The organism is Pseudomonas sp. 02C 26 (genome assembly GCF_002843585.1).
Taxonomy (GTDB): Bacteria; Pseudomonadota; Gammaproteobacteria; order Pseudomonadales; family Pseudomonadaceae; genus Aquipseudomonas; species Aquipseudomonas shirazensis.
Window position 1 is genome coordinate 2,554,745 of the sequence record NZ_CP025262.1, and the last position, 16,273, is coordinate 2,571,017.

General features: G+C 63.5%; 16 protein-coding genes. 3 read left to right on the plus strand and 13 right to left on the minus strand.

Annotated elements, in window-relative coordinates; all coding sequences use genetic code 11:
- Positions 1 to 47: 47 nt before the first annotated feature.
- The 10 genes from CXQ80_RS11575 to CXQ80_RS11620 form a co-directional block, all read right to left on the minus strand.
- Entirely contained in the window at positions 48 to 1,247 is a 1,200-nt protein-coding gene (locus tag CXQ80_RS11575) for a benzoate/H(+) symporter BenE family transporter (RefSeq protein WP_101319523.1), read from the minus strand.
- A 73-nt stretch (positions 1,248 to 1,320) separates the two neighbouring features.
- Positions 1,321 to 2,247, minus strand: a complete 927-nt coding sequence (catA, locus tag CXQ80_RS11580) for a catechol 1,2-dioxygenase (protein WP_101319525.1) — start codon at positions 2,245 to 2,247, stop codon at positions 1,321 to 1,323.
- 44 nt (positions 2,248 to 2,291) lie between these two features.
- On the minus strand, positions 2,292 to 2,582 hold the full coding sequence (gene catC / locus CXQ80_RS11585) for a muconolactone Delta-isomerase (RefSeq protein ID WP_101319527.1): 291 nt from the start codon (positions 2,580 to 2,582) through the stop codon (positions 2,292 to 2,294).
- 26 nt (positions 2,583 to 2,608) lie between these two features.
- Positions 2,609 to 3,730, minus strand: a complete 1,122-nt coding sequence (locus CXQ80_RS11590) for a muconate cycloisomerase family protein (protein WP_101319529.1) — start codon at positions 3,728 to 3,730, stop codon at positions 2,609 to 2,611.
- A 30-nt stretch (positions 3,731 to 3,760) separates the two neighbouring features.
- Positions 3,761 to 5,089: an aromatic acid/H+ symport family MFS transporter gene (locus tag CXQ80_RS11595; RefSeq protein ID WP_101319531.1), complete on the minus strand. Its 1,329-nt coding sequence runs from the start codon at positions 5,087 to 5,089 to the stop codon at positions 3,761 to 3,763.
- 54 nt (positions 5,090 to 5,143) lie between these two features.
- Positions 5,144 to 5,905 (minus strand): 1,6-dihydroxycyclohexa-2,4-diene-1-carboxylate dehydrogenase, encoded by a 762-nt coding sequence (locus CXQ80_RS11600; RefSeq protein WP_101319534.1) that lies wholly within the window; start codon positions 5,903 to 5,905, stop codon positions 5,144 to 5,146.
- A 109-nt stretch (positions 5,906 to 6,014) separates the two neighbouring features.
- Complete coding sequence (gene benC / locus CXQ80_RS11605) at positions 6,015 to 7,025, minus strand: benzoate 1,2-dioxygenase electron transfer component BenC (protein WP_101319536.1); 1,011 nt, start codon at positions 7,023 to 7,025, stop codon at positions 6,015 to 6,017.
- A 73-nt stretch (positions 7,026 to 7,098) separates the two neighbouring features.
- Complete coding sequence (gene benB / locus CXQ80_RS11610; protein ID WP_101319538.1) at positions 7,099 to 7,587, minus strand: benzoate 1,2-dioxygenase small subunit; 489 nt, start codon at positions 7,585 to 7,587, stop codon at positions 7,099 to 7,101.
- Positions 7,584 to 8,942 (minus strand): benzoate 1,2-dioxygenase large subunit, encoded by a 1,359-nt coding sequence (gene benA, locus CXQ80_RS11615; RefSeq protein WP_101323026.1) that lies wholly within the window; start codon positions 8,940 to 8,942, stop codon positions 7,584 to 7,586. The genes benB and benA overlap by 4 nt, the downstream gene beginning before the upstream one ends.
- Positions 8,943 to 9,092: 150 nt before the next feature.
- Positions 9,093 to 10,049 (minus strand): AraC family transcriptional regulator, encoded by a 957-nt coding sequence (locus CXQ80_RS11620; protein WP_101319540.1) that lies wholly within the window; start codon positions 10,047 to 10,049, stop codon positions 9,093 to 9,095.
- A 376-nt stretch (positions 10,050 to 10,425) separates the two neighbouring features.
- Here CXQ80_RS11620 and CXQ80_RS11625 point away from each other — a divergent pair, with 376 nt between their 5' ends.
- The gene (locus tag CXQ80_RS11625; protein ID WP_101319542.1) at positions 10,426 to 11,310 is read left to right on the plus strand and encodes an alpha/beta hydrolase; all 885 of its coding nucleotides are present in this window, start codon (positions 10,426 to 10,428) and stop codon (positions 11,308 to 11,310) included.
- Positions 11,311 to 11,316: 6 nt separating this feature from the next.
- Here the strand turns inward: CXQ80_RS11625 and CXQ80_RS11630 are convergent, their stop codons facing one another.
- Together CXQ80_RS11630 and hisN are read right to left on the minus strand one after the other, a co-directional pair.
- On the minus strand, positions 11,317 to 12,048 hold the full coding sequence (locus CXQ80_RS11630) for a hypothetical protein (protein ID WP_101323027.1): 732 nt from the start codon (positions 12,046 to 12,048) through the stop codon (positions 11,317 to 11,319).
- A gap of 135 nt (positions 12,049 to 12,183) precedes the next feature.
- Positions 12,184 to 12,975 (minus strand): histidinol-phosphatase, encoded by a 792-nt coding sequence (gene hisN, locus CXQ80_RS11635; protein ID WP_101319544.1) that lies wholly within the window; start codon positions 12,973 to 12,975, stop codon positions 12,184 to 12,186.
- A 148-nt stretch (positions 12,976 to 13,123) separates the two neighbouring features.
- Here hisN and CXQ80_RS11640 point away from each other — a divergent pair, with 148 nt between their 5' ends.
- The gene (locus tag CXQ80_RS11640) at positions 13,124 to 13,705 is read left to right on the plus strand and encodes an NTP transferase domain-containing protein (RefSeq protein ID WP_101319547.1); all 582 of its coding nucleotides are present in this window, start codon (positions 13,124 to 13,126) and stop codon (positions 13,703 to 13,705) included.
- Positions 13,706 to 13,887: 182 nt separating this feature from the next.
- On the opposite strand, the gene CXQ80_RS11645 is transcribed toward CXQ80_RS11640, so the two are convergent.
- Entirely contained in the window at positions 13,888 to 14,754 is an 867-nt protein-coding gene (locus CXQ80_RS11645; RefSeq protein ID WP_101323028.1) for a LysR family transcriptional regulator, read from the minus strand.
- A 107-nt stretch (positions 14,755 to 14,861) separates the two neighbouring features.
- Between CXQ80_RS11645 and CXQ80_RS11650 the strand changes: the two genes are divergently transcribed.
- The gene (locus CXQ80_RS11650; protein WP_101319549.1) at positions 14,862 to 16,247 is read left to right on the plus strand and encodes an aldehyde dehydrogenase family protein; all 1,386 of its coding nucleotides are present in this window, start codon (positions 14,862 to 14,864) and stop codon (positions 16,245 to 16,247) included.
- Positions 16,248 to 16,273 lie beyond the last annotated feature (26 nt).

Consider the following 16,273-nt stretch of genomic DNA (forward strand, 5'->3'; position numbering starts at 1 on the left):
CTTGTTTTTATGGATGGATCGCTACTACGGTTTTGCACTACGGATTTTCACGAGTTACGGCGCAAGGCATCCCCCGCCTGCGGCCGCCGCAAACGCAGCAAGGCATGCGCGCAGAGGCCGAACAACAAGCCCCAGAACGCTGCCGACAAGCCCAGAAAGGCAACACCGGAGGCCGTCACCAGAAAGGTGAACAACCCGGCATCACGCTCGCTCGGTTCGGCCAGGCTGCGGGCCAGTGCCTCGCTGATCGCGCCATACAAGGCGAGTCCCGCCAGGGCGGCAATCAATGCAGCAGGAAAAGCGGCAAACAACGACATCAGGGTCGCGCCGGCGATGCCCAGCAGCAGATACAAGCCACTGCCGGCCAATGCCGCGATGTAGCGTCGACGCGGGTCTTCGTGAGCTTCGCGGCCGGTGCACAGGCTGGCGGTGACGGCGGCGAGGTTGAGTCCGTGGCAGCCGAACGGCGCCAACAGCATGCCGCCCAGGGCACTGGCACTGATCAACGGGCTTGCCGGCGTCTGGTAACCCGCATTGCGCAGCACGGCCATGCCCGGCATGAACTGCCCGGTCAGGGCCACCAGCACCAGCGGCAAGGCCAGGCTGAACACTGCCGACAGGCTGAATTGCGGGGTGATCAACTGGGCGGTAGCAAACTCCAGCACCAACGCCTCACTGCGCAGCTGGCCGCTGAGCACTGTGATCAACGCGCCAACGGCCAACACCGCCGCCACCGCATAGCGGGGCTGCAAGCGCCGCATCAGCACATAAGTGATGAACATCGCCACGACCAGCGTCGGTTGCACCGGCAAGGCGCGAAACACTTCAACGCCAAAGCTGAACAGAATGCCGGCCTGCATGCCTGCCGCAATCGAGCCCGGCAGGCGTGCGATCAAGCCGTCGAACGCACCACTCAGGCCAATCAACAGCAAGATCAGATTGGCCACCAGATAGGCGCCGACCGCTTGCTCGAGACCAATCTGCGGCAACGCAGTCACCAGCAGTGCCGAGCCTGGAATCGACCAGGCGATAACTACCGGCACCCGATAACGCAGGGTCAATACCGCGCCAAGCACGGCGCTGCCCATCGACACGGCCCACACCCAAGACGACAATTGGCCGTGGGACAGGCCCGCAGCCTCGGCAGCATGGAAGATGATCACCAGCGGGCCGGCGTAGGAAATCATCGTCGCCAGCAGGCCGGCGACGATGGCAGACAACGAACAATCCTTGATCAGGTCTTTCATGGGACCTCTGGCCAGACCGGGGCCGGACGGGATGTCCGGCATGGGTTGTTCAAGCAACGTCAATTGAGGGCGATTACGCCTGCTGCAATGCCCGCGGCCGACCGCTGCGTTGCTCAGCCTCGCTGTCCGGCGCGCGCTGCAGCTGGAAGTCGAAGCGCAGCTCGGCATAGCGCCCGCTCACGCCCCGCGTGCCGTCTTCGCGCATCTGCACTTCGCCGACCAAGCCGTCACGGGTGGCGTAGGCGAAGTCGTCCCACAGGTACTTGTCGCCAGCCAGGTTGATCTGCGTGGTCAGGTGCCGATAGCCCGGCGCCGAGATGAAGAAGTGGATGTGCGCCGGGCGTTGGCCATGCCGGCCGAGCAGGTCCAGGCACTCCTGGGTTGGGCCTTGCGGGTCACAGCCGTAACCCGATGGCACGATCGAGCGCGCGCGGTAATAGCCCTCGGCATCGGTGACGATACGCCGACGCAGGTTGTATTCGGACTGGCTTTGGTCGAAGAACGAGTAAGTGCCACGGGTGTTGGCATGCCACAGGTCAACCGTGGCGCCGGGCACAGGCTGGCCAGCCGGATCGAGGACCTGGCCTTCGAGGAACATCACCGTGGCTACGCCCTCCTCGCTGCCATCGTCCATGCGCACCTGGCCCGCGGCAATCGGCGCGCCGGCGACATACAACGGCCCTTCGATGGTGCGCGGAGTGCCACCGGCAAGGCCGACGGCGGTGTCCTTGGCGTCCTGCAACAGGTCGAGGAAGTGCTCGATACCCAGGCCCGCGACCAGCAACCCGGCCTCACCACGACCGCCCAGGCGATTGAGGTAGTCAACGGCGTGCCAGAACTCGTTCTCGCTGATCTCAAGGTCCTCGATCAGGCGCGCGCTGTCCTGCAGGACGCGCAGGATGATCTGCTTGAGCCGAGGGCTGCCTTCATCGTTACCAAACCCTGCGGCTTGTTCGAAGAACTTGGTCAGTTCGTCAGTGTGGGAAATTTTCACGGTCATGTTTGCTTACCTCTAATAATTGTTCTTGGGTGAGTCAGGCTCGATCAACGGTCGTCGCTGTGGACTGACGAGGGATGCCGGCACAGGCCGGTCACTTCGATGGCCATATACGGGAACAGCGGCAACTGCATCAGGGTGTCGTGCAGCGCCTCGACACTGGGCACGTCGAACACGCTGTAGTTGGCGTAGTGCCCGGCAATGCGCCACAGGTGACGCCAGGTGCCGTCGCGTTGCAGGCGTTGGGCCAGCTGCTTTTCGTCAGCCTTGAGCTGGGCGGCCCGGGCCGGGTCCATGTCAACGGGCAGGTTCACGGTCATCTTCACGTGGAACAGCATGGGTTTCTCCTTGGGTAGGGTCGCAATCAGCGCCGGGCGAAACGCGCCAGGCGGGCTTCATCCAGCTTCAGGCCCAATCCGGGCGTGCGTGGTACATGCAGTTGGAAGTCGCTGTAGCGCAGCGGCTGCTCGACGATGTCTTCGGTCAGCAGCAGCGGCCCGAACAACTCGGTGCCCCAGGTCAGCTGGCGCAGGGTCAAAAAGGCGTGGGCCGAGGCCAGGGTGCCGACCGCGCCTTCGAGCATGGTGCCGCCGTACAGGGCGATGCCGGCGGCTTCGGCGATCTGCGCGGTACGCAGCACGGCGCGGGGGCCGCCGTTTTTGGCGATCTTCAAAGCGAACACGCTGGCAGCGCCATCGGCGGCGAGGCTGAAGGCGTCTTCCACGCTTTCGATCGACTCGTCGGCCATGATCGGCGCCGGGCTGCGCTGGTTAAGACGGACTTGCCCGCTGCGGTTGATCCGCGCTATTGGCTGCTCGATCAGGTCGATGCCGTTGTCGCCAAGCACCTGGCAGGCACGCAAGGCTTGCGACTCATCCCAGTACTGATTGACGTCGACACGCACGCTGGCGCGCTCGCCCAGCTCACGCTTGATTGCCACCACATGGCGCAGGTCCTGCTCCAGCGGGTTGGCGCCGATCTTCAGCTTGAACAGCCGATGGCGGCGGATCTCCAGCATGTGCTCGGCTTCAGCGATGTCGCGGGCGGTGTCGCCACTGGCGAGGGTCCAGGCCACTTCGAGGCTGTCGCGCACCCGGCCACCGAGCAGCTCGCTGACCGCCAGGCCCAGGCGTTTGCCCTGCGCGTCGAGCAAGGCACTTTCGATGCCCGACTTGGCGAAGGTGTTGCCCTTGGCCAGCTTGTCCAGCTTGAGCATGGCGGCATTGATGTTGTCGGCTGGCAGGCCGACCAGCGCCGGGGCCAGGTGCGCGTCGATGTTGGCCTTGATCCCTTCCGGGCTCTCGTAGCCGTAGGCCAGGCCACCGATGGTGGTCGCTTCGCCAATGCCTTCGACGCCGTCGCTGCAGCGCAGGCGCAGCACCACCAAGGTCTGCTGCTGCATGGTGTGCATCGCCAGCTTGTGCGGGCGAATGGTCGGCAGGTCGACGATGATCGCCTCCAGCCGGTCGATAGTCGGGCTTGTCATGCAAGGCCTCCAGTTACGTCAGTCAAAGGGTTACGCCTGTGCCAGCGCGGCCAGGCCGTGGCGCCGGCTGCTGGCCAGGTGCACGGCCATGGCCAGCGCGGCAACCGCGCCGGGGATGGCAAAGGCGATGAAGTTGAGTTGCAGCGGCAGGTTGATGCCCATCAGCGCGCCGCCCAGCAGCGGGCCGACGATGGCGCCGTTGCGGCCGATACCGGACGCCCAACCAAGGCCGGTCGAGCGCATCGACAGGCCATAGAGCTGGGCCGCGCCGGCATACAGCAGGATTTGTGTGCCGATGGTGGTGGCGCCGGCAATGAAGATCAGCAGGTACAGCACGGGCATCGGGCTGTTCACCCCAAGCAGGCTGATCGACAGCGCCGCGGCGACAAAGAAAGCGATCTTGACCTTGACCAGGTTGTAGCGATCACCCAGCCAGCCGCCGAGAATTGCCCCGGCCATGCCGCCGAAGTTCAGTGCCAGCAGGAACGACAGGCTTGAACCCAGGCTATAGCCGGCGTTGGCCATCAGTTTTGGCAGCCACGAGCTGAGCGCGTAGACCATCAGCAGGCAGCAGAAAAACGCCAGCCACAGGGCCAGGGTGCGCACTGCCAGGCCGTCGCGAAACAGCTCCAGCACCGAAGCGCCCTTGCCTTTGCGCTCGCTCGCCTGCAACACATCGTCGGCCTGCACGTCGCAGTCCGGATCAAGCCGTTTGAGCAGGGCACGGGCTTCGTCGCTACGGCCCTGGCGCACCAGAAAACCAATCGACTCGGGCAGGTAGTAGAGGATCACCGGCAACAGCAGCAACGGCAGCGCTGCGGCAAAGAACATCGACTCCCAACCAAAGCGCGGCAGCAAGAAGATGCCGACACCTGCCGAAAGCATGCCGCCCAGCGAGTAACCGCTGAACATGATCGCCACCAGCGTGCTGCGCAGGCGTTTGGGCGCGTACTCGTTCATCAACGCCACGGCATTGGGCATCAAGCCGCCGCAGCCAAGCCCGGCGATGAAGCGGTAGATGCCGAACTCGCTGGGGCTGCTGGCAAAGCCATTGAGGATGGTCGCGCCGGAGAACAACGCGAAACAGATGGCGATGCCCTTCTTGCGCCCGATCCGGTCCGCCAGGCTACCGAACAGCAGCGCACCGAACATCATGCCGAACAGCGCGTAGCTGCCCAGCGCGCCGGCTTGCAGCGGGGTCAGGCCCCACTCCTTCATGATTACCGGCAGCACTACGCCATAGATGAACAGGTCGTAGCCGTCGAATACCAGCAGCAGGCCGCACCAGGCCATGACCATCCAGTGGAATGGTGAAAAGCGCGCGTTATCAATGATCGGGTGAACATCCAGGGTTCGCATGGCATCGGTCTCTGTTGTTTTTGTTGTGAGAGGTAAACGCAGGCTGGGCGACTGTCAGCCGAGGTCGCCGCCGCCGACCGGCAGGGTCACGCCGGTGATGTAAGAGGCCTCGTCGGAGGCGAGAAAGAGAATCGCGTTGACCTGTTCGTCAATGCTCGCGTAGCGCTTCATCAGGCTGCTGTCCAACGTCTGGGCAACGATCTGCTGGTACCAGGCCTTGTCCTGCTCGCTCTGCGCATCGCTGTTGCGCGGCACCCGCCGGGGTGGCGCTTCGGTGCCGCCGGGCGCAGTGGCGTTGACCCGAATACCGCGTTCGGCGGTCTCGAAGGCCAGGCAGGCAGTGAGTGCGTTAACGCCGCCCTTGGCTGCGCCATAGGGAACGCGGTTGATGCTGCGGGTGGCAATCGACGACACGTTGACGATGGCGCCGGCGCCACGCTCGAGCATGTACGGCAGCGCTGCGTGGCAGCACCACAGGGTCGGGAACAGCGAACGGCGCACTTCGGCCTCGATCTGTTCCGGCTCATAGTGCTCGAACGGCTTGGCCCAGATGGTCCCGCCGACGTTGTTGACGAGGATGTCGATCCGGCCAAAGCGCTCGACCGCGCTGGCCATGACCCGGGCGCACTCGGCGTGCTGCTCGAGGTCGGCAATCAGCGTCAGCGTGCCCTCGCCGGCCAGTTCATGAACCAGCTCGGAACGGTCTACGGCTACCACTTGAGCGCCTTCGGCCTTGAGCCGCCAGCACACGCCGCGGCCAATGCCTTGGGCCGCGCCGGTGACCAGCGCGACCTTGCCTTGGAATCTGTTGCTCATCTCTGCTCTCCCCAGCGCCGCCTTCGTCTGCACGCGGCGACGCTGCTGCCATTGGCAATAAAAAAGAGGCCAGCCGCACCCGCACGATGCGGCCAGCCCCCAAGGAAACTCAGGCCGCGGCGGCGAACTTCTCGTAATAGAAGTTGGCCGGGGTGATGCCTTGTTCGCGGATGTACTGGCTGACCGCCTCGACCATCGGCGGCGGGCCGCACAGGTACACGTCGACATCGCCGTTGTTCAGGTGCGCCGGTTCGATGTGCTGGGTGACGTAGCCCTTTTGCGGGTACTTACTGTCGGGGTTGGCAACGCAGGCGCTGTAGGTGAAGTTGCTGATGCGCGCAGCCAGCGCCTGCAGGCGGTCGAGCTCGACCAGGTCGAAATCGTTGGTCACGCCGTAGATCAGGTGCAGTGGATGCGCGCTGCCGACTTCGGCGATCTTTTCCAGCATCGCCGTGAACGGCGCCAGGCCGGTGCCGCCGGCCAGTAGCAACAACGGCCGCTGGATCGGGCGCAGGTAGAAGCTACCCAGCGGGCCGGCCAGGCTCATGCTGTCGCCGGCCTTGGCCAGACTGGTAAGGAAGCTGCTCATCAGGCCGCCGGGAACGTTGCGGATGAGGAAGCTGACCTCGCCATCCTTGGGCAACGAACTGAACGAATACGCGCGGCTCTGACCGCTGCCCGGCACCTGCAGGTTGACGTACTGGCCTGGCAAGAAGGCCAGGCTGCTCAGCGCTTCACCCTTGATCGACAGGGCAATGGTGCTGGCCGACAGCTGGCGCACATCGCTGATCTCGGCCTGGAAATTGCCCTGCTCGGCTTTGCACAGCTGCGACGATGCCGGGATGCGCAGCACGCAGTCGGATTCGGCGCGCATCTGGCAGGTCAGCACGTAACCCTGGCTGATTTCTTCTGCGCTGAGGGCGTCTTCGATGAAGTCCTCACCCAGCGCATAGCTGCCCGCCTCGGCCTTGCACTTGCAGGTGCCGCAGGCGCCGTCACGGCAGTCCAGGGGGATGTTGATGCCTTGCCGATAGGCCGCATCGGCAACGGTTTCGTGGCCTTCGGCATTGATGAAGCGGGTGATTCCGTCTTCAAAATTCAGTGCGATCTGGAAGCTCATGTTGCACCTCGCGGACGAGCCTGCCCGCAGCGCGCCCTGCGGCACGCTGCTCAGTACTCGTCTTGACCAGAAGTCAGATGTGGTAGATGTCGATGACCTGGCGAACGTAGTCGTTCTTCAGCACCACTTTCTTGGCCTTGATCAGCGGCTGCGCGCCGCGCAGGTCAAGGGTGTAGAAGCTGCTGCCGAAATAACTGTCGGTGGTCTTGTAGCGAAAGCTCAGGGTGTGCCAGTTGAAGCGCACCTGACACTGCTCGCCACTGTGCTCGACAATCTCGATATTGCTCAGGTTGTGCGAGGTGCGGGTATCCGGAACTGTGGCACTTGAGCGCTCGGTCTGGATGCGGAACACGCGGTCCTCCAGCCCTCCTCGGTTGCCGTACCAGATCAGGGAAATCTCGCTTTGCGGGTCTTCGGTGAGCTGGTCGTTGTCATCCCACGATGGCATCCAGAAGGTCGCATCGCTGGCATACAGCTCCAGCCACTGCTCCCACTGGCCATCGTCGAGGTAGCGCGCTTCGCGGTAGAGGAAGTCGCGCACGGTGTCGTACAAAGCGCTCATCGCACGGCCTCCACTGGGATCAGCTGCGGCTCCTGCTCGAGTGCCTTGAGCATGGTTTCCTGCCAATACTTGTGCTGCAGCACGAACAGGCCTTCATCTTCGGTGCGCACGCCTGACAGCAATGGCTTGAGCTCGATCTCGCGGGCGGCCTCGTCGGCCCCTTCGACCCAATGCTCGGCGCCGCGCGACATATCGTTCCAGCCAGTGCCACCGCCGTAGCCGGTCTGGCACGAGCGGAACTCTTCGAGGTCATCCGGGGTGGCCATGCCACTGACGTTGAAGAAGTCTTCGTACTGGCGGATGCGCTTGGCGCGGGCCTCGCTGCTCTCGCCCTTGGGTGCGATGCAGTAGATGGTGATTTCGGTCTTGTTCACCGAAATTGGCCGGGCGATGCGGATCTGCGAGCTGAACTGGTCCATCAGGTACACGTTCGGGTACAGGCACAGGTTGCGCGAGTTCTCGATCATCCAGTCGGCACGGGCCTGGCCGAAATCTGCCGCCAGTTGCTCGCGGCGCTCGTAGGCCGGGCGGTCTTCCGGGTTGGCCCAGCGCGTCCACAGCAACAGGTGGCCGTGGTCGAACGAGTAGAAGCCGCCGCCCTGTTTGGCCCAGGCACCGGCGCTCATGGTCTTGATCTCGGCAGCGCTTTCGCGTTGCTTGCGCTGGTTCTGGGTAGCGGCGTAGTTCCAGTGCACCGAGCTTACGTGATAGCCATCAGCGCCGTTTTCAGCGGTGAGCTTCCAGTTGCCTTCGTAGATGTAGGAGCTGGAGCCACGCAGCACTTCCAGGCCCTCGGGCGACTGGTCGACGATCATGTCGATGATCTTGGCCGATTCGCCCAAGTGCTCGAGCAGCGGTTTCACATCGGCATTGAGGCTGCCGAAGAGGAAGCCGCGGTACGACTCGAAGCGCGCCACCTTGGTCAGGTCGTGCGAGCCGTCGCAGTTGAAGCTGGCTGGGTAACCGGCATTGCTCGGGTCTTTGACCTTGAGCAGCTTGCCGCTGTTATTGAAGGTCCAGCCGTGGAACGGGCAGGTGTAGCTGGCACGGTTACCGCGTTTGTGCCGGCAGAGCATCGCCCCGCGGTGGCTGCAGGCATTGAGGAAGGCGTTCAGCTGGCCGTCCTTGTTGCGCGCGATGAACACCGGCTGGCGGCCCATGGTCAGCGACAGGAAGTCGTTCTTTTCAGGGATCTGGCTTTCGTGGGCCAGGTAGATCCAGTTACCTTCGAAGATGTGTTTCATCTCCAGGTCAAACAGGCGCGGGTCGGTGAACATCTCCCGCTTACAGCGGTAGACGCCCGATTCCCGGTCGTCCTCGAGCATGGCATTGAGGTAGTCGAATCCCAGGAACATGGCCAGGGTCTCCATTGTTATTGTTCAGGCCAGGTCAGGTTAGGACGAGCGCGGCGGGGGCAATATCCGGATTGTGCAGAGTGCTATCCGTTTTCTGCAGGCTTGCTGGAGGGGCTGAGGGTGCGGCGCCAGAACGGCGCCAGCGGGGGTTCAGGTGCGGCGTTTGAAGGTTTCCGAAGGCAATTCGGCGAATTGCTGGCGGTAGCTCTCGGCAAAGCGGCCCAGGTGCATGAAGCCGTAATCCATGGCCAGCTCGGTTACGCTGCGTACCGAGCAGCTCGGGTCGGCCAGACACTCGTGCAGGCGCTGCAGCTTGCGCTGGCGTACATACTGCTTGGGCGTGGTGCCCAGATGCCGATCGAACAAGGCATATAACGAGCGCAGGCTCATGCAGGCCTGCTCGGCCAACGCCTCCGCCGGCAGCTCAAGCTTGAGGTTGCGTTCGATGTAATCGAGGATGCGCTCCAGGCTGGCGCCCGGCGCGCCGAGGTTCTCCCGCTGGACATTGGTGCTCATCAAGGTCAGCAGCTTGCTGGCGACGATCTGGCTGTAGTGGCCCTGCACCCGCGGCAACGAGTCACTAACCTCCGCCTCATGGCAGACCATACCCAGCAGGTTGACGAAGCCGTCCAGCTCATCCAGCCGGTAATGATTGCGCAAAAACCGCACGCCACCGCTGGGCCGCTGCCAACGCTGCTCGTCGCAGATCGATTCGAGCAGCCGGGTCGGCACCTTGAGGATGAATTTTTCGCAGTCTTCCGAGTAGGTCAGGTCGACCGGATCATCCGGGTTGATCAACAGCAATTCGCCCGGCACCAGGTGGTGCTCGCGCTGTGGCCCGCGCCACAGGCAATTGCCGTGCAGCAACACCTGCAGATGGTAGATCGTTTCAAGCGCTGGCGAAGTAACCCGCACGCTGCCGCCATAACTGATGCGGCACAGGTCCAGCTCGGCCAGTTTGCGGTGGCTGAGGCTGGCTTGCGGATGGGTGGTGCGCGACAGGCCGATGCAGTGCTGGCCTACATGCCGGTTGACGTAATCGGAGACGGCATACGGATCAGCGTGGTGAAACACACTGCTACGCTCGCTCAACAGGCGGTTTTCCATAAGCAAGGCACTCGGCTCATTCTTGTTATCGTCGCCGCTTCCTACTGCCTCAACGGCGAGTGGTCGCGGTCGTACACGCTCAGTCTATCGGGCCGGTCGCCGGGTACAGCAGGCAAGTGACAACCGGTGGCTTGGCTACACACTACGCAATGCAAGGGCTGCCAGGCAATGCGACCTCAGTAACGGCCGGGCGAACAGCGCGCTCTTGCGGCCAGCATTTGTCCGATTATCGAACGCAGGGGATAGGCGCAGGCTCTAGATCAGTCTTCGCCTAGGGTTGATAGCCCTTTTTACTGACACAGCTTGCAATCATCCGACTACACCGCTCGGTTACTTTCCTTACACCGCAATCGGCGCTTCTGCTAAAAACGCCTGCATGCCCTCTTCTCTTTTGCTTCACCTCAAACGTCGCTGGCTCAGCTGGCTGTGCATGGCCGTGCTCCTGATCGGCCTGCCGGCCGGCTGCAGCGTACTGCAACACAAGGAGCGCGAGCTGGTGTTTCGCATCGAGCCCGGCCAGGCCAGCTGGTTCCGTGGCTTGCCCGCAGGTGTGCAGGAACTCGACCTGCGCCCGCGCAGCTTCACCGCCAACCAGAGCCTGCATGCCTGGTGGTGGCCAGCCCAGCGCGCCGACGCACCGGCCATCCTGTACCTGCACGGCGTGCGCTGGAACCTCACCGGCCAGCTGTTTCGCATCGAGCAACTGCATGCCATGGGTTACTCGGTGCTGGCCGTGGACTACCGCGGTTTCGGCCAGAGCCGCGGCGACCTGCCGTCCGAGGCGACCGTCTATGAAGATGCGCAGGTGGCCTGGGAGCGCTTTGCCCAGCTGCAACCGGACCGCAACAAGCGGCTGATCTTCGGTCACTCGCTCGGCGGCGCGGTGGCTGTGGAGCTTGCGGCCGAGCTGAGCCGCCAGGCGCAAAAAGACGGCAGCCCGAGCGCCGCGCGCGGCTTGATCCTGGAATCGACCTTCACTTCGCTCGGCGATGTTGCGGCAGTGGTAGCCGATACCGCCTTGCCAGTGCGCTGGCTGCTGTCGCAAAAATTCGATTCGATCGACAAGATCGACCAGGTCGGCATGCCGGTACTGCTGGTGCACGGCCAGAACGACCGCTACGTGCCGCCACGCTTCAGCCAGCAATTGTACGAGGCCGCGCAGCAGCCCAAGACCCTGCTGCTGGTGCCTGGTGCCAGCCATAACAACAGCATGAGCCTGGCCGGCCCGCGCTATCGCCAGGCGATCAAGGCACTGCTCTAGCGCGGCCTATTGCACCGGCAGGAAGTTCATCAGCAGCAAGCTCTGCGCGTAGTTCAAGCCAATCCGCCGGTAGCGTTCATCGAGCATCTGCGCCAACAGGTCGAGCCGGGCGACGATCTTGCCGAATTCGACCGCGAAGCTGAGGTTGCTGCCCTCTTCGGAAATCTCGTTGGAGAACAGCAACAGCACGCCATTGGCGTCCTGACGCTGGCTGAGCATCCAGGTGGCTTTTTCGATGTTGCGCGCGGCGTTGTTGACGAACAGCGGGTCGATCGCATCGGTCATGTAGAACTCGCTGCGTCCGCCGTGGGCGGTGATCAGCATACTGCCGATGGCATAGATGAAGGCGCCGACCCGATCGCCGCGAAATTCCGGGCTCAAGGCGTAGCTGAGGGCTGCCAGATCGCGCCGCTGACCGAGCTGCGGCAGCGGCTGGCGTTGCTCGATGGCCAGGCGGATCTGCCGCTCGGCGGTAGCGGCGTCAAGGTAGCCAGACTGCTTCCACTGGTTGGGATTGCGCGCATACAGCTTGTTCATCAGCAGGTACAGGCTTTGCAGATTGTCGCGCATCGCCAGGGTGGCCATGCGGTCGACACTGGTCTGGAACAGCTCGCTGGGTTTGCCATCACTGAACTGGCTGACGATATCGCGGCCCTGTTGCTCGGTGCACGCGCACAGCAGGGTCAGGGCGCCGGCCAGCAGCAGGCGGGGGCAGGTTCGCAGTACGGGGACAAGCATCGGCACCGGGGTCTTGATCAACGACGGGGCCGGGGATCGGCTCTGCCTGACCAGACATAGAGCGCGAAATGGCGAAAAAGTGCAGTTGCGCAGGCCAGCGAGGCCTGCGCAACGGTATTGCAGGGGCTCAGCCGGTCACATGGCGTGACGCAGCAACTCGATCATTTGCGCATGCAACGCAGGGTCACCGCAGGCCACGACACAGCCGCCGTTCTGCGCCGAGCTGCCATCCCAGGCGGTGATCACCCCGCCCGCCCCTTCGATGATCGGCATCAACGCCTGCACGTCATACGGCTGCAGGCTGGCCTCGACGATCACATCGACAAAGCCACTGGCGAGCATGCAATAGGCGTAGCAGTCGCCGCCGTAGCGCATCAGCCGCGCCTGGCCGGCAACGGCTTCAAAGGCGGCCTTGCGCGCCTCGCTATCGAACATGTCCGGCGTGGTGCACATCAGGGTGGCTGAGGCCAAATCGCTGCAGGCACGGGTCTTCAGCGGCGTGCTGCCGAGCCAGGCTCCCTCTGGGGTACCGATGAAGCGCTCGCCGGTAAACGGCTGGTTCATCACCCCGACCACCGGCTTGGTGCCGTCGTTGAGCGCGATCAACGTGCCCCACAGCGGCAGCCCGGTGATGAAGGCGCGGGTGCCATCGATCGGATCAAGCACCCAGGTCAGCGGGCTGCTGCCAACCGCCACGCCCTGCTCTTCACCAAGGATGCCGTGGCTTGGATAGCGTTCCTGAATCAGCGAGCGCATGGCGTCTTCGGCGGCCTTGTCGGCCACGGTCACCGGGTCGTACAGGCGCCCGCCCTTGTCCTCGACCGCCAGGTTGGCGCGAAAATACGGCTGGATCGCAGCCGCAGCGGCCTGCGCCAACTGCTCGGCAAATGCACGGTATTCGCCGATCTGTTCAGCGTTCAAGGTCATGGTGGCGGGCCTCTGGCAACGATAGGGGTTGGCATCATACCCGAGCCTGCCGGGTGATGGCGTACCGCCTTGCGTGCGCCAGTGATGCTGGGGTTAAGGTAGTCTAGCGGCCAGACCGATTCCTCATTTGCCACGGGACACCCTCAGGATGCCATGTACCGTAACCGCACTGGTACTCGCCGCCGGCCATAGCCGCCGGTTTGGCAGTGACAAACGCCAGCACCTGCTGAGCAGCGGCCAGACCCTGCTGCAGGCCAGCCTGCAACTGCCGTGCGCGCAGTTGGGCGAAGTCTGGCTGGCGCTGCGTGACGACGACCCTGCCCCGGTCGGCCTGGCTGATAACGTGCGCATCCTGCAATCGAGCAGCAGCCGGCTTGGACTTGGCCACAGCATCGCTAGCAGCGTCGCGCAGATCAGTACCGCGTCCAATGCTGAGGGCTTGCTGGTGATGCTGGGTGACATGCCGTTCATCCAGCCCGCCACCCTCGCCGCGCTGCTGGCCAAGGCGGACCGTCGCCTGATCATCCGCCCGACGTATCAAGGCAAGCCCGGCCACCCGGTGCTGTTCGGTCGCGCCTGGTGGCCGCAGTTGTGCACCCTGACCGGCGATGAAGGCGCCCGCAGCGTGCTGCTGGGCAATCCGGAGGCGGTGCGCAATATTGAGTTGGGCGATCCTGGGGTGTTGCTGGATATCGACCGGCCGGGTGATGTGCCGGATCTGGATGAATAGTAGGCTGCCGAGCGACTGCGGGTGGTTCGAGTACGTCGGGGCTGCTTTGCAGCCCTTTCGCGACACTAGGCCGCTCCTACAGGCACTGCGTCGTCCTTACGTGGCACGGTCGGTGTAGGAGCGGCCTTGTGTCGCGAAAGGGCCGCGCAGCGGCCCCGGCTATCTCAAGGCTGAAAGCGACCCTAGGCAGCCCGCCGCTCCTCCAGCAGCTTGATAAACATACTCAAGCTGCGCGACACAGTACCGCGCCGCCACACCAGCCAGGTCTGCAAGTACCGAAAGTCTTCCGACAACGGCCAAACGCTGACCGTGCTCAAGCCCGGCATGCTGTCGAGCATGCTGCGCGGCATCAACGCCAGGCCGGCACCTGCGCTGACGCACGCGAGCATGCCGTGATATGACTCCATCTCATGGATCTTGCCGGGCACGGCCTGATCCTGGACAAACCAGTTCTCGAAATGATGGCGGTACGAGCAGTTGGCGCGAAAGGCGTAGATGCTCTCGCCGTTGACGTCGCGGGCGCGGCTGATTGCGGCATGGTTGAGTGGCGCAATCACTACCATCTCTTCATCGAACACAGCCATGCCTTCCAGCGTTGGGTGCAATACCGGGCCGTCGACGAAGGCTGCGACCAGGCGGCCGGACAGCACACCTTCGAGCATGGTCCCCGAGGGCCCGGTCGACAGGTCCAGATCGACCTTGGGAAAGCGCTGGTTATAACTGGCCAGCAAGGCCGGGATGCGCACGGCGGCGGTGCTTTCCAGCGAACCCAGGGCGAACGTGCCCTGCGGATCTTCGCCGGCCACGGTCAGCCGCGCTTCGTGGACCAGGTCGAGAATGCGCCGGGTGTACTCGAGAAAATTCCAGCCCGCCGGTGACAGGCGCAGGCGGCTTTTCTCGCGGATGAACAGCTCGACACCGAGGTCTTCCTCAAGCTGCTTGATCCGCGTGGTGAGGTTCGACGGCACGCGGTGAATCTGCTGGGCAGCGGCGCTGATGCTGCCGTGCTCTGCCACTGCCTTGAAAATTTCCAATTGCACCAGATCCACAGTCATTCTCCAAACGTGAACGTTGCGCTCATTATTATTCAGTTTTCAATACGGTTGCACGCCACTAGTCTGAGCTTCGTCAACTTATAACAACGAGGACCTCCGCCATGAGCGAGATCAGCAGCCTGACCCACGCCATTTCTGTCGACCCGTTCAGCGGTGAGCAGATCGGCCACTATCCGTTCGACACCGACGCCGCACAGGAAGCGGCGCTGCAACGTGCCAAGGTTGGCTTCAACCAATGGCGCCAGGTGTCACTGGGGCAGCGCAGCGAGTATCTGAACGCCCTGGCCGATGCTCTGCAGGCCAATCACGAAGCATTGGCGGTGATGATCAGCCGCGAAATCGGCAAGCCGATCAGCCAGGCACGTGGCGAAGTGACCAAGTGCGTTGGCCTGTGCCAATGGTACGCCGAGCACGGCCCGGCGATGCTGGCTGCCGAGCCTACGCAAATCGCCACCGCGCGCATCGAATACCGCCCGTTGGGGCCGATTCTGGCCGTGATGCCGTGGAACTTCCCGCTCTGGCAAGTGCTGCGCGGCGCGGTCCCGGCACTGCTGGCGGGCAATACCTATGTGCTCAAGCATGCCCCGAACGTCATGGGCAGCGCCTATCTGCTGCTCGACGTGATCAACCAGGCTGGCCTGCCAGCAGGCATCTTCGAAGTGCTCAACGTCACCCCGGACGGCGTGACCCGGGCGATCAATGACCCGCGTATTGCCGCCGTGACCCTGACCGGCAGCGTCCGCGCCGGCATGGCGATTGGTGCTCAAGCCGGTGCTGCGCTGAAGAAATGCGTACTGGAACTGGGCGGTTCCGATCCGTTCATCGTACTGGCGGACGCCGACCTCGATGCAGCGGTCAAAGCAGCGGTGATCGGCCGCTATCAGAACACCGGCCAGGTCTGTGCAGCAGCCAAGCGCCTGATCGTCGAAGAAAGCATCGCCGAGGCGTTTACCGCGAAGTTCGTCGAAGCCACGCGTCTGCTCAAGGTCGGCAACCCGCTTGAGGCTGACACCTACATCGGCCCGATGGCCCGCTATGACCTGCGCGACGAGCTTGACGGCCAGGTGCAGGCAACCTTGGCTGAAGGCGCGGTGCTGCTGCTGGGTGGCAAGAAGGCTGAGGGCGTCGGCAACTTCTACGAGCCGACCGTATTTGCCGGCGTTACCCCGCAAATGACCGCGTTCAAGCAGGAGTTGTTTGGCCCGGTGGCAGCGATCATCAGCGCCCGTGACGCCGACCACGCCGTGGAACTGGCCAACGACAGCGAGTTTGGTCTGGCCTCGACCATCTACACCGCCAACCTCGAGCTGGCTGAGCGGATGACCTCGGCGCTGGATACCGGTGCGGTGTTCATCAACGGCTACTGCGCCTCTGACCCGCGGGTAGCGTTCGGCGGCGTGAAGAAGAGCGGCTTTGGCCGTGAGCTGTCGCACTTCGGTGTGCGCGAGTTCTGCAACGTGCAGACAGTGTGGCTGGATCGCAATTGACAGCAGCGTGAGTAAAAGGGGCAAGT